Source organism: Streptomyces sp. OZ13, from assembly GCF_052068155.1.
Taxonomy (GTDB): Bacteria; Actinomycetota; Actinomycetes; order Streptomycetales; family Streptomycetaceae; genus Streptomyces.
Map to the genome: position 1 here is coordinate 82,971 of NZ_JBQHCZ010000006.1, position 13,444 is coordinate 96,414.

The 13,444-nt window shown below is 70.9% G+C and carries 10 protein-coding genes; 9 read left to right on the forward strand and 1 reads right to left on the reverse strand.

The window, feature by feature from the left end:
• Window positions 1–215 precede the first annotated feature (215 nt).
• From ftsW to ACTMTU_RS16970, 9 genes are all read left to right on the forward strand, one after another.
• Window positions 216–1,538: a putative lipid II flippase FtsW gene (gene ftsW, locus ACTMTU_RS16930; protein ID WP_441264462.1), complete on the forward strand. Its 1,323-nt coding sequence runs from the start codon at window positions 216–218 to the stop codon at window positions 1,536–1,538.
• A 6-nt stretch (window positions 1,539–1,544) separates the two neighbouring features.
• A complete protein-coding gene (gene murG, locus ACTMTU_RS16935) occupies window positions 1,545–2,639 on the forward strand; it encodes an undecaprenyldiphospho-muramoylpentapeptide beta-N-acetylglucosaminyltransferase (protein WP_189475473.1) in 1,095 nt (364 codons plus the stop codon).
• A gap of 13 nt (window positions 2,640–2,652) precedes the next feature.
• Window positions 2,653–3,468, forward strand: coding sequence for a cell division protein FtsQ/DivIB (locus tag ACTMTU_RS16940; RefSeq protein ID WP_441264303.1), 816 nt, complete (start codon window positions 2,653–2,655; stop codon window positions 3,466–3,468).
• Window positions 3,469–3,752: 284 nt separating this feature from the next.
• Window positions 3,753–4,958 (forward strand): cell division protein FtsZ, encoded by a 1,206-nt coding sequence (ftsZ, locus tag ACTMTU_RS16945; protein WP_441264304.1) that lies wholly within the window; start codon window positions 3,753–3,755, stop codon window positions 4,956–4,958.
• Window positions 4,955–5,704 (forward strand): peptidoglycan editing factor PgeF, encoded by a 750-nt coding sequence (gene pgeF, locus ACTMTU_RS16950; protein WP_441264305.1) that lies wholly within the window; start codon window positions 4,955–4,957, stop codon window positions 5,702–5,704. Before ftsZ ends, pgeF begins: the two co-directional genes overlap by 4 nt.
• Window positions 5,701–6,420: a YggS family pyridoxal phosphate-dependent enzyme gene (locus ACTMTU_RS16955; protein WP_441264306.1), complete on the forward strand. Its 720-nt coding sequence runs from the start codon at window positions 5,701–5,703 to the stop codon at window positions 6,418–6,420. The genes pgeF and ACTMTU_RS16955 overlap by 4 nt, the downstream gene beginning before the upstream one ends.
• A gap of 124 nt (window positions 6,421–6,544) precedes the next feature.
• Window positions 6,545–7,150, forward strand: a complete 606-nt coding sequence (locus ACTMTU_RS16960) for a cell division protein SepF (RefSeq protein ID WP_441264307.1) — start codon at window positions 6,545–6,547, stop codon at window positions 7,148–7,150.
• A 70-nt stretch (window positions 7,151–7,220) separates the two neighbouring features.
• Window positions 7,221–7,517, forward strand: coding sequence for a YggT family protein (locus tag ACTMTU_RS16965; protein ID WP_005318710.1), 297 nt, complete (start codon window positions 7,221–7,223; stop codon window positions 7,515–7,517).
• A gap of 49 nt (window positions 7,518–7,566) precedes the next feature.
• Entirely contained in the window at window positions 7,567–8,664 is a 1,098-nt protein-coding gene (locus tag ACTMTU_RS16970) for a DivIVA domain-containing protein (protein WP_441264308.1), read from the forward strand.
• A 1,138-nt stretch (window positions 8,665–9,802) separates the two neighbouring features.
• Here the strand turns inward: ACTMTU_RS16970 and ileS are convergent.
• Window positions 9,803–12,943, reverse strand: a complete 3,141-nt coding sequence (gene ileS / locus ACTMTU_RS16975; RefSeq protein ID WP_441264309.1) for an isoleucine--tRNA ligase — start codon at window positions 12,941–12,943, stop codon at window positions 9,803–9,805.
• Window positions 12,944–13,444 lie beyond the last annotated feature (501 nt).

Sequence of the window (13,444 nt, forward strand, 5' to 3'; positions counted from 1 at the left end):
ACACCGCCGACAGGGGCGCTCCTGCCCGGGGCGTGGCCCCGGCGGCCCGCCGGGGTGCGCCGGGCCGGGCAGCCGCCGCCGGAGGCGCGGTACGCGCCGCAGGGGCGTGGATCGCCGGTCTCGTGCCCGCAGGGCCGGTGCCCGCCCTCGCCGGGGCGGCCGGCGCCGTGCCCGTGGGGCGCGTACCCGCCCTCGCCGGCGGAACCGGCATCGCGCTGCGGAGCCGCACCGGCGGGGACGTCCGGCGCGCGCCCGGTGTGCGGGGCGGCGGGACACGTGCCCCGCGTACCCCCGACAGCGGGCCCCGCGGGCCCCGGCGGCTGTACGAGCAGGCGCGCAGGGCCTGGGACCGGCCGCTCACCGCCTACTACCTGATCCTCGGCAGCAGCATGCTGATCACCGTTCTCGGTCTGGTGATGGTCTACTCCGCGTCGATGATCCAGGCGCTGGAGTACTCCCTGCCCGCCTCGTACTTCTTCCAGAAGCAGTTCGTCGCCGCGGTCATCGGTACCGTCCTGCTGCTGGTCGCTTCCCGGATGCCGGTCAAACTGCACCGGGCGCTGTCCTACCCCCTCCTGGTGATCACCGTCTTCCTGATGGTGATGGTGCAGGTGCCCGGGATAGGGCATGCGGTCAACGGCAACCAGAACTGGATCTACCTCGGCGGCCCCTTCCAGCTCCAGCCCAGTGAGTTCGGCAAGCTGGCGCTGATCCTGTGGGGCGCGGACCTGCTGGCCCGCAAGCAGGACCGGCGGCTGCTGACCCAGTGGAAGCACCTGCTGGTGCCGCTGGTCCCGGTCGCCTTCCTCCTCCTCGGGCTGATCATGCTCGGCGGGGACATGGGCACGGCGATCATCCTCACCGCGATCCTGTTCGGTCTGCTGTGGCTGGCGGGGGCCCCGACCCGTCTCTTCGCCGGGGTGCTCGGCATCGCCGGTATCGTCGGTCTGCTGCTGATCAGGACCAACGAGAACCGGATGTCCCGGCTGTCCTGCATCGGTGCGATCGACCTCGGACCGGAAGGCGAGTGCTGGCAGGCCGTCCATGGCATCTATGCTCTTGCGTCTGGCGGATGGTTCGGTTCCGGTCTCGGTGCAAGTGTGGAAAAATGGGGCCAACTACCCGAACCGCACACCGACTTCATCTTCGCCATCGCCGGGGAGGAACTGGGCCTGGCGGGGACGCTGTCGGTGCTCGCCCTGTTCGCGGCTCTAGGCTATGCGGGTATCCGCGTCGCCGGACGCACGGAGGACCCCTTCGTGAGGTACGCGGCGGGAGGCGTCACCACGTGGATCACGGCCCAGGCCGTGGTCAACATCGGTGCGGTGCTCGGTCTGCTGCCGATCGCCGGCGTCCCGCTGCCGCTCTTCTCCTACGGAGGGTCCGCGCTGCTGCCGACGATGTTCGCCGTCGGGCTGCTGATCGCCTTCGCGCGAGAGGATCCCGCGGCAAAGGCGGCCCTGGCCGTGCGGAGGCCCGGGGTGAGATGGAAGACGATGAGACGGCGCGTCAAGAAGCGTCCGTCCGGAGAGCGGTGAATTTCGGTGCATGTCGTACTCGCCGGTGGGGGGACCGCCGGCCACATCGAGCCCGCGCTCGCCCTCGCGGACGCCCTGCGCAGGCAGGACCCGAGCGTGGGCATCACAGCCCTCGGCACGGAGCGCGGTCTCGAGACCAGGCTCGTGCCTGAGCGCGGCTACGAGCTGGCGCTCATCCCCGCCGTTCCGCTGCCGCGCAAACCCACACCGGAGCTGATCACCGTCCCGGGACGGCTCCGGGGCACCATCAAGGCGGCGGAGCAGATCCTCGAGCGGACCAAGGCCGACTGCGTCGTCGGCTTCGGCGGTTACGTCGCGCTGCCCGGCTACCTCGCGGCCAAGCGCCTCGGGGTTCCGATCGTCATCCACGAGGCCAACGCCCGTCCCGGCCTAGCCAACAAGATCGGCTCGCGGTACGCCGCCGGCGTGGCCGTCGCCACACCCGACAGCAAGCTCCGCAACTCCCGGTACATCGGCATCCCGCTGCGCCACACCATCGCGACGCTCGACCGCGCGAGGGTCCGCCCCGAGGCGCGCGCCGCCTTCGGCCTCGACCCCAACCTGCCGACGCTGCTGGTCTCCGGCGGCTCGCAGGGCGCCCGCCGCCTCAACGAGGTGATCCAGCAGATCGCTCCGGTGCTCCAGCGCTCCGGGATCCAGATCCTGCACGCGGTCGGCCCGAAGAACGAACTGCCGCGCGTGGACAACATGCCCGGAATGCCGCCCTATGTGCCGGTACCGTACGTGGACCGGATGGATCTCGCGTACGCCGCGGCCGACATGATGCTGTGCCGCGCGGGAGCGATGACCGTCGCCGAACTCTCCGCCGTGGGCCTGCCCGCCGCTTACGTACCGCTGCCGATCGGCAACGGCGAACAGCGGCTCAACGCCCAGCCGGTGGTGAAGGCGGGTGGCGGACTGCTGGTGGACGACGCCGAACTGACCCCCGAGTGGGTCCAGGGCAACGTCCTTCCGGTGCTGGCCGATCCGCACCGGCTGTACGAGATGTCGCGTGCGGCCGCCGAGTTCGGCCGCAGGGACGCCGACGATCTGCTCGTCGGCATGGTGTACGAGGCGATTGCTGCACGCCGGCAGGCGTGAGAAGGCAGGGAGCGTGGCCGGACCGACCACCGCCGAACGCGGTGCGCGCAAGCCCCCGGACGGACCGGAAGGACCGGACGGCAAGGCCCGCCCGCACCGCGAGGACACTCCCGCCGGCCGTTTCCGGCGGCCCGGCCCCCGCTCCCTGCTGATCGCCCTCGGCGCGATCGCCCTTGTCGCGGGTGTGCTCTGGCTGCTCTACGGCTCCTCCTGGCTGCGCGCCGAGCAGGTGGCCACCCGGGGCACCCGCGTCCTCACGCCCGGTGAGGTCCGGGCCGTGGCGGCGGTGCCGATCGGCTCTCCGCTCATCTCGGTCGACACCGACGCCATCGAGGCCAGGCTGCGACAGGAACTGCCGCGAATCGAGTCCGTGGCGGTCGAACGGTCGTGGCCGGACGGTATCGAACTGGTCGTGACCGAGCGAAAGCCGGTCCTGCTGCTCGAAAAGGGAACAAAGTTTGTCGAAGTGGACGCAACCGGAGTGCGGTTCGCCACGGTCGGCAAGGCGCCCGCGGGTGTTCCCCTGCTCCAGCTGGAAGTTGACGACTCGCCAAGTCTGAACCGATTCGGAGCGGACCGGCTCGTCGCGGAAGCGGTCCGGGTCAGAAGTGAACTTCCCGCGAAAGTCGCAGCCGATCTACAGAGCATGAAAGTAGTCTCATACGACTACATCTCCCTGGAGTTGAGCGGCAATCGCACCGTGGTGTGGGGCAGCTCGGGGGAGGGCGGGGCGAAGGCGCGGGCGCTCGAAGCACTCATGAAAGCAGCCCCCCAGGCCGGGCACTTCGATGTGAGCGCGCCCAGCGCCCCTGCTTCATCGGGGAGTTGACGCGCATCTGTGCTGGCCAGCACCCTGGTTGGTCATTGCTGTGCGTGATCACATAGGGTGAAAAGAAAAACGGGAGGTTCGGCGTGTTCGTTGAACGGGCGCCACTTGTCGACTTAGTGTCCTGTTCGGAAGAGTCCAGGGAACAGACACACTGGTAACCCTAAACTTCAGCGTTAGGGTTCGGGTCGGCAGCCGGCTGGTCGGGCCGTCCCAATTCGACATCAGTCGTCGCAGCGCGGCCCCGCGAGGCGGCGACACGTAACTCGAGGCGAGAGGCCTTCGACGTGGCAGCACCGCAGAACTACCTCGCAGTCATCAAGGTCATCGGTGTCGGCGGCGGTGGTGTCAATGCCATCAACCGAATGATCGAGGTCGGTCTCAAGGGCGTCGAGTTCATCGCTATCAACACGGACGCTCAGGCGCTGTTGATGAGCGACGCCGACGTCAAACTCGACGTCGGCCGCGAACTCACGCGAGGCCTCGGCGCCGGAGCGAATCCGGCAGTCGGTCGCAAGGCGGCAGAGGATCACCGCGAGGAGATCGAGGAGGTCCTCAAGGGGGCCGACATGGTCTTCGTCACCGCCGGCGAAGGCGGCGGCACCGGCACCGGCGGCGCACCCGTCGTCGCCAACATCGCCCGCTCGCTGGGCGCCCTCACGATCGGCGTGGTCACCCGCCCGTTCACCTTCGAGGGCCGGCGGCGTGCGAACCAGGCGGAGGACGGCATCGCCGAACTCCGCGAAGAGGTCGACACCCTCATCGTCATCCCGAACGACCGGCTGCTGTCCATCTCGGACCGCCAGGTCAGCGTGCTGGACGCCTTCAAGTCGGCGGACCAGGTTCTGCTGTCCGGTGTTCAGGGCATCACCGACCTCATCACCACCCCGGGTCTGATCAACCTCGACTTCGCCGACGTCAAGTCCGTGATGTCCGAGGCCGGCTCGGCCCTCATGGGCATCGGTTCGGCCCGCGGCGACGACCGTGCCGTGGCCGCGGCGGAGATGGCGATCTCCTCGCCGCTCCTCGAGGCGTCCATCGACGGCGCACGCGGCGTGCTGCTCTCCATCTCCGGCGGCTCCGACCTCGGCCTGTTCGAGATCAACGAGGCGGCCCAGCTCGTCAGCGAGGCGGCCCACCCCGAGGCCAACATCATCTTCGGCGCCGTCATCGACGACGCGCTCGGCGACGAGGTCCGGGTCACGGTCATCGCGGCCGGCTTCGACGGCGGTCAGCCGCCGACCCGCCGGGAGAACGTGATCGGCTCCGCCTCCAAGCGCGACGAGCAGGCCCCGATCCCGCCCCGCGGTAGCGACGGCCCCCGCTCCACCGGGCTCGGCACCGTGCCCGTGCGCGAGGAGCCCACGCCCGCGGAGCCGGCTCCGGTCGCGAGCGACCTGGGATCGCCGGCCGGCCCGGCGCAGGTTCCCACGGCCCGTCCGTACCCGGACAGCCAGGCGGAAGAGCTGGATGTTCCGGACTTCCTGAAGTGACTGTGCAGCACGACGCGATACACGAGAGCGGCGCGCACTTCGCCTTCACCGACCGGTGGGGCGGGGTGAGCGCCGTTCCGTACGAGGAGCTGAACCTCGGCGGCGCCGTCGGCGACGACCCCGCAGCCGTGCTGGCCAACCGCGAGATCGCGGCCAGGTCCCTGGGGCTCGCCCCGGAGTCGGTGGTCTGGATGAACCAGGTGCACGGCAACGACGTCGCCCAGGTGGACGGCCCGTGGCCGACCCCGGACGTGCCGGCGGTCGACGCGCTGGTCACCGCACGGCGCGGCCTCGCCCTCGCCGTGCTCACCGCCGACTGCACACCGGTTCTGCTCGCGGACCCGGTCGCCGGGGTGGTGGGAGCGGCGCACGCGGGACGTCCCGGGATGATCGCGGGCGTCGTGCCCGCCGCCGTCGAGGCGATGCGGAAGCTCGGCGCGGAACCGGAGCGCATGATCGCCCGAACCGGACCTGCCGTCTGCGGTCGCTGCTACGAAGTACCCGAGCAGATGCGGTCGGAAGTGGCCGCCGTCGAGCCGGCCGCCTGGTCGGAGACGAGCTGGGGGACGCCGGCCGTCGACGTCACGGCCGGAGTGCACGCACAGCTCGAGGCGCTCGGGGTGCGCGACCGCCGGCAGTCCGGGGTCTGCACACTGGAATCGAGCGACCACTATTCCTACCGGCGTGACCGCACGACCGGACGGCTTGCCGGATACGTCTGGCTGGAGGACCGGAAGATCCCATGACCGACCGCAGAACCGAACTCGCCAGGAATCTGGCGGCGGTGGAGGAACGTATCGCCTCCGCCTGCGCGGCAGCGGGCCGCGAGCGGGACGAGGTGACCCTGATCGTGGTCACCAAGACCTATCCGGCGAGCGATGTGCGACTCCTCCACGAACTCGGTGTGCGTCATGTGGCGGAGAACCGTGATCAGGACGCGGCCCCCAAGGCCGCCGCCTGCGCGGATCTGAACCTTCGCTGGCACTTCGTCGGTCAGTTGCAGACCAACAAGGTCCGTTCTGTCGCGAGTTATGCCGATGTGGTGCAGTCCGTCGACCGCCCGAAGCTCGTTTCCGCCCTCTCCGCCGCCGCGGTGCGGGCGGAACGCGAACTCGGCTGCCTGATCCAGGTCGCGCTGGACGCCGAGTCGGGCCGGCAGGGGGAGCGCGGGGGCGTCGCGCCGGACGGGATCGAGGAGTTGGCGGCGGCGGTGGCCGGCTCGCCAGGACTGCGGCTCGACGGACTGATGACCGTCGCGCCGCTGGCCGGACCGTACGCGGGACGGCAACAGGCGGCGTTCGAGCGGCTGATGGAATTCTCATCAAGCCTGCGCGCGGCCCATCCGGCTGCGAACATGGTGTCAGCAGGGATGAGTGCGGATCTCGAGCAGGCCGTCGCGGCCGGAGCGACACATGTGCGCGTCGGTACGGCGGTACTCGGAGTCCGACCCCGGCTCGGGTAACGTCGCGAAGCAAGTCGGACCACAGTAGAAAATATGGTCATTCCCGCCCAAAGCGGGCAGACCGAGTGGATCGCGGGCACTTGGTGACGAATGCCGATCCACCACAGAGCGGAGGACTCAGAGAATGGCCGGCGCGATGCGCAAGATGGCGGTCTACCTCGGCCTCGTGGAGGACGATGGGTACGACGGCCGGGGTTTCGACCCCGATGACGACTTCGAACCCGAGCCGGAGCCCGAGCGGGAGCACCGGCGGCACCAGCCTCCCCGCCAGATCGAGCGTGAGGAGCCGGTGCGGGTCCCGGCGCCGCCAGCACCGCGCGAGCCGGTTTCCCTCCCGGTCGACAGTGGACGCCCGGCGCGGATCGCCCCCGTGGCATCCATCACACCTGAACGCCCGAGCATGGAGAAGAGTGCACCGGTGATCATGCCCAAGGTCGTGTCCGAGCGGGAGCCCTACCGCATCACCACGCTGCATCCGCGGACCTACAACGAGGCCCGTACCATCGGGGAACACTTCCGCGAGGGCACCCCCGTGATCATGAATCTCACGGAGATGGATGACACGGACGCGAAGCGACTTGTCGACTTTGCCGCGGGACTCGTCTTCGGTCTGCATGGCAGCATTGAGCGGGTGACGCAGAAGGTGTTCCTGTTGTCGCCTGCTAACGTCGATGTCACGGCGGAAGACAAGGCCCGCATCGCAGAGGGCGGGTTCTTCAACCAGAGCTGAGAAAAGACACCGGGAACGACCCGGCCGAACGGCCGGGGAAGACGAGAGTCAGGGGAGAGGGAAGCGCGGGATGGGCGTCGCACTGGATGTGGTCTACATCGCGCTGATGTGCTTCCTTGTCGTGCTGATCTTCCGGCTCGTCATGGACTACGTCTTCCAGTTCGCCCGTTCATGGCAACCCGGCAAGGCGATGGTGGTCGTTCTGGAGGCCACCTACACTGTCACCGATCCACCGCTCAAGCTTCTGCGGCGATTCATCCCGCCGTTGCGTCTCGGGGGCGTGGCACTCGACCTGTCCTTCTTCGTTCTGATGATCATCGTCTACATCCTGATCTCCATCGTGCGCGGCTTGGGGAACTCGATGTGAGCGATACGGTCCTGCCGACTGCCGACGACTACGTAGAGGTGAAGAAGAGATGCCGCTGACTCCCGAGGACGTGCGGAACAAGCAGTTCACGACCGTCCGCCTCCGAGAAGGCTATGACGAGGACGAGGTCGATGCCTTCCTCGACGAGGTCGAGTCCGAGCTGACCCGTCTGCTCCGCGAGAACGAGGACCTGCGCGCGAAGCTGGCCGCGGCGACGCGTGCCGCCGCACAGAACCAGCAGCAGCAACAGGGCATGCGTAAACCGCCGGAGCCCCAGGACGGCCGCGGCCCGGGCGGTCCCGGTGCCCCCGTGCCCGCCGCCATATCGGGACCGCCGGTCCAGCAGCAGCCCCCGCAGATGGGTCCGCCCCAGCTGCCGGGCGGAGCACCGCAGTTGCCGGCCGGTCCCAGCCACGGCGGCCCTCAGGGTCCTGGCGGCCCGATGGGCCCCGGCCCGATGCAGGGCGGACCCATGGGTGGCCCGATGGGCGGCCCCATGGGCGGACACGGCGGCCCGCAGGGCCCCGGTCCGATGGGTCAGGGACCCGGCGGGGACAGCGCCGCGCGCGTGCTCTCGCTTGCCCAGCAGACCGCTGACCAGGCGATCGCGGAGGCCCGTTCCGAGGCCAACAAGATCGTCGGCGAGGCGCGTTCGCGCGCCGAGGGCCTGGAGCGGGACGCCCGCGCCAAGGCCGACGCCCTCGAGCGGGACGCGCAGGAGAAGCACCGCGTCGCCATGGGCTCCCTCGAGTCCGCGCGCGCCACGCTGGAGCGCAAGGTCGAGGACCTGCGGGGCTTCGAGCGCGAGTACCGGACCCGGCTGAAGTCCTACCTGGAGAGCCAGCTGCGTCAGCTGGAGACCCAGGCGGACGACTCCCTGGCCCCGCCGCGCCAGCCCGCGGCCGCGTCGCTGCCGCCGTCTCCGGCGCCTTCCATGGCACCGGCCGGCGCGAGCGCCCCGTCCTACGGCAACCAGACGATGGGCGGCCACGGGCCGTCGCCGTCCGGCCCGTCGTACGGCGGCCAGCAGCAGATGTCGCCGGCGATGACCCAGCCGATGGCACCGGTGCGGCCGCAGGCGCCGCAGCCGATGCAGCAGGCGCCTTCGCCGATGCGCGGTTTCCTGATCGACGAGGACGACAACTGACGGGCCTGCGCGCGCTGCGCGCGTAGCCGTCGGCAGACTGCGGGGCCGGGCCCGGGACGTGATCACACGTCCCGGGCCCGGCCTTTTGCGCGTGGCGGGTGCGTGGGCGCGCTGTGGCTGGCTGTTCCCGTCCCCGCCTCTGCCTGCTGTGCGGCTCCGCCGCGTGGGGGCTCCGCCCGGCCCTGCCGCCGCGCTCCGCGCGGTGTCTCGGACCCCCGGACCTCTACGCCTGACGGCGTGGGCGCCCTACCGGATCCCCGCGCGGCGGGGTGGGCCCTACTGAGCCCCGGGCGTCGGCGTGGGCCCACCGGATCCCCGCGCCGCATTCGCCGGTGGCTTGAGGTGCTTCCGCCCAGCGGAGACCTGGGCCGCCGCGTCGGCAGGGACCGGTGCGGCCGCCCCAAAGACGGCTGGAGCGGCCGCCCCACGGGCGCCGGAGCGGGCGGCCGGGCGGAAAGCCTCGGCGCAGGGAAGGCTGCCGGCGGGGCGGAAGCCGCAGCGCGGGGAAGGCTGTCGCGGGGCGGAATCCTCGGCGCGGGGAAGGCTGCCGGCGGGGCGGAAGCCGCAGCGCGGGGCAGGCCGTCGCGGGGCGGAATCCTCGGCGCGGGGAAAGCTGCCGGCATGGCTGGAGCCGTTGGCGGGGCGGAAGCCGCAGGCCGGGCGGGAACCCCCGGCAGGCTGGAGCCGCGGACGAGGCTGCCCGGCACGGCCGGAGTGGCTCGACGCCGATGGGCTGGGGCCCGCGCAGCGGGTTCTCAGCCCGTCCGGCGTTTGAGGACCCGCGCGCAGCGCGGTACGGGGTCCGGGGCTTGCCCCGGTTACGGGAAGGGGTGGGGAGGGGACAGACCCCGCGCAGCGGCCACGCGCCCGCACCTGGAGGCCGGCCCGCCCGGGCACCCACCTGGGGCCTCGGGCCGGCCCACCCAGGGCACGTTCGGGGCGGGGCCGGCGGACCCGGGCGGCTCGTCATGCGCCGGGCCCCGGGCCGACCATGCCCAGGGCGCGCCCGCGGCCAGGAACGAGCGTGCCTGGCACCGCCAGCGCCCGGGGCCGGCCCAGGGCAGCCGGGGTGGAGGCGCCGGGAGAAGACGGCGGGCCCGGTCACAGAACGTGGCCGGGCCCGCAGTGCTCGTGTGCGTTACGCCTTGCGGAGGCGGAACGTCAGGGACAGGCCCTCGTCCGTGAACGGCGCGCCGTACGTGTCGTCCGGCGCCTCGCCCTCCGCGAAGTCCGTCGCCAGCACCTCGTCCGCGATCAGCGACGCGTGGTCGGCCAGGGCCGACGTGACCTCGGGGTCCTCGGAGGTCCAGCGGAGCGCGATACGGTCCGCGACGTCCAGGCCGCTGTTCTTGCGGGCCTCCTGGATGAGGCGGATCGCGTCACGGGCCAGACCGGCCCGGCGCAGCTCGGGCGTGACCTCGAGGTCCAGCGCGACCGTCGCGCCGGAGTCGGACGCGACCGACCAGCCCTCCCGCGGGGTCTCCGTGATGATGACCTCCTCCGGGGAGAGCGTGATCGTCTCGCCGTTGACGTCGAGCGTCGCCTCGCCGGACCGCAGCGCCAGGGACAGCGCGGCGGCGTCCGCGGCGGCGACCGCCTTGGCCACGTCCTGGACGCCCTTGCCGAAGCGCTTGCCCAACGCACGGAAGTTGGCCTTGGCCGTGGTGTCCACGAGCGAGCCGCCGACCTCGGACAGCGACGCCAGCGAGGAGACGTTCAGCTCCTCCGTGATCTGGGCCTGGAGCTCTTCGGAGAGCGCCGAGAAGCCGGTGGCGGCCACCAGGGCACGCGACAGGGGCTGGCGGGTCTTCACGCCCGACTCGGCACGCGTCGCACGGCCCAGCTCGACCAGCCGGCGCACTAGTGCCATCTGGGTCGACAGGGTCGGGTCGATGGCGTCGAGGTCGGCCTCCGGCCAGGAGGACAGGTGGACGGACTCGGGGGCGTCCGGCGCCACCGGGACGATCAGGTCCTGCCAGACCCGCTCGGTGATGAACGGCGTCAGCGGCGCCATCAGCCGTGTGACGGTCTCCACCACGTCGTGCAGCGTCCGCAGCGCCGCCGCGTCGCCCTGCCAGAAGCGGCGGCGCGAGCGGCGCACGTACCAGTTCGACAGGTCGTCGACGAACGCGGAGAGCAGCTTGCCGGCGCGCTGGGTGTCGTACGCCTCCATCGCCTGCGTGACCTGGTCCACCAGGGCGTGCAGCTCGGAGAGCAGCCACCGGTCGAGGACCGTGCGCTCGGCCGGGGCCGGGTCGGCGGCCGAGGGGGCCCAGCCCGAGGTGCGGGCGTAAAGGGCCTGGAAGGCCACCGTGTTCCAGTACGTCAGCAGGGTCTTGCGCACGACCTCCTGGATCGTGCCGTGGCCCACGCGCCGCGCCGCCCACGGCGAGCCGCCGGCCGCCATGAACCAGCGGACGGCGTCCGCGCCGTGCTGGTCCATCAGCGGGATCGGCTGGAGGATGTTGCCGAGGTGCTTGGACATCTTGCGGCCGTCCTCGGCGAGGATGTGGCCGAGGCAGACCACGTTCTCGTACGACGACTTGTCGAAGACCAGCGTGCCGACGGCCATCAGCGTGTAGAACCAGCCGCGCGTCTGGTCGATCGCCTCCGAGATGAACTGCGCCGGGTAGCGCTTCTCGAAGATCTCCTTGTTCTTGTACGGGTAGCCCCACTGCGCGAACGGCATCGAACCCGAGTCGTACCAGGCGTCGATCACCTCGGGCACGCGCGTCGCGGTGGCGGAGCACTGCGGGCAGTCGAAGGTGACCGCGTCGATGTACGGGCGGTGCGGGTCCAGGTCCGACTGGTCGGTCCCCGTCAGCTCGGACAGCTCGGAGAGCGAGCCGACGCAGGTGAGGTGGTCGTCCTCGCAGCGCCAGATCGGCAGCGGCGTGCCCCAGTAGCGGTTACGGGAGAGCGCCCAGTCGATGTTGTTGTTGAGCCAGTCCCCGTAGCGGCCCTGCTTGACCGAGTCGGGGAACCAGTTCGTGGCCTCGTTCTCCGCGAGCAGCCGGTCCTTGATGGCGGTCGTGCGGATGTACCAGGACGGCTGGGCGTAGTAGAGCAGCGCGGTGTGGCAGCGCCAGCAGTGCGGGTAGCTGTGCTCGTACGGGATGTGCTTGAAGAGCAGACCGCGGGCCTCGAGGTCGGCGGTCAGCGCCTCGTCCGCCTTCTTGAAGAAGACGCCGCCGACCAGCGGCACGTCCTCCTCGAAGGTGCCGTCGGGGCGGACCGGGTTCACGACCGGCAGACCGTAGGCGCGGCAGACCTTGAGGTCGTCCTCACCGAACGCGGGGGACTGGTGGACCAGACCCGTGCCGTCCTCGGTGGTCACGTAGTCGGCGTTGACGACGAAGTGGGCCTCCGCCGGGAACTCGACCAGCTCGAAGGGGCGCCGGTACGTCCAGCGCTCCATCTCCGCACCGGTGAAGGTCTGCCCGGTGGCTTCCCAGCCCTCGCCGAGCGCCTTCTCCAGCAGCGGCTCGGCGACGACGAGCTTCTCCTCGCCGTTCGTCGCCACGACGTACGTGACGTCGGGGTGCGCGGCGACCGCCGTGTTGGACACCAGGGTCCACGGGGTCGTCGTCCACACCAGGAGCGCGGCCTCGCCCGCGAGCGGGCCGCTCGTCAGCGGGAAGCGCACGAAGACGGAGGGGTCGACGACCGTCTCGTAGCCCTGCGCCAGCTCGTGGTCGGACAGGCCGGTGCCGCAGCGCGGGCACCAGGGCGCGACCCGGTGGTCCTGGACCAGCAGGCCCTTGTTGAAGATCTCCTTCAGCGACCACCACACCGACTGGACATAGTCCGGGTCCATGGTGCGGTAGGCGTCGTCGAGGTCGACCCAGTAGCCCATGCGGGTCGTCAGCTCGGCGAAGGCGTCCGTGTGCCGGGTCACCGACTCACGGCACTTGGCGTTGAACTCGGCGATGCCGTACGCCTCGATGTCCTTCTTGCCGGAGAAGCCGAGCTCCTTCTCGACGGCGAGCTCGACGGGCAGGCCGTGGCAGTCCCAGCCGGCCTTGCGGCCCACGTGGTAGCCGCGCATGGTGCGGAAGCGGGGGAAGACGTCCTTGAAGACGCGTGCCTCGATGTGGTGCGCGCCGGGCATGCCGTTCGCCGTCGGCGGGCCCTCGTAGAACACCCACTCGGGGCGGCCCTCGGACTGCTCGAGGCTCTTGGTGAAGATCTTGCTCTCGCGCCAGAAGTCGAGCACGGCGTGCTCGAGCGCGGGCAGGTCGACCTGGGCCGGCACCTGACGGTACTGGGGGGGTGTCATCTACGAACTCCTCCGGCGGACAGTTTCTCTTCCGTCGGAGGGACGAGAGCGCCGATGCTGCGCGGCTCCCGCGGTACCACCCTCCTTGGCGGTGCACAGGTCACCGCCCCCTCATTGGGGTCGCGACGCCGGTTCTACCGGCCACGGGATGCCCGTGGCTTTCTTCCGGCGGCTCCGGGGTGATCCTTCACATCGCGCTCGCCCCCGGGCTCTCACCGTCCCCGGGTCGCTCATGGCTGCGTACGACGCTACTCGTCCCCATCCACGCCTTTCGCTGGGCCCAGTGTACGGGCCCCCACGGCGAGCGTCCGACCGCTTTTCGACCGCGGCGCGGTTGACCCGAATGGCCACACGGCGCACGTGGACGTCCTCCTGGGGTGCGGTGCGGCCCGCACGGCGGATTACCGGGCGGAGAGCTGGGCACAACCGATGCAGTCCCGGCTTCTCGCAGCCCGGGGCGGGCCGAACCGGCGGCGTGCCCCGTTGCCGCGGGGCTGGGGT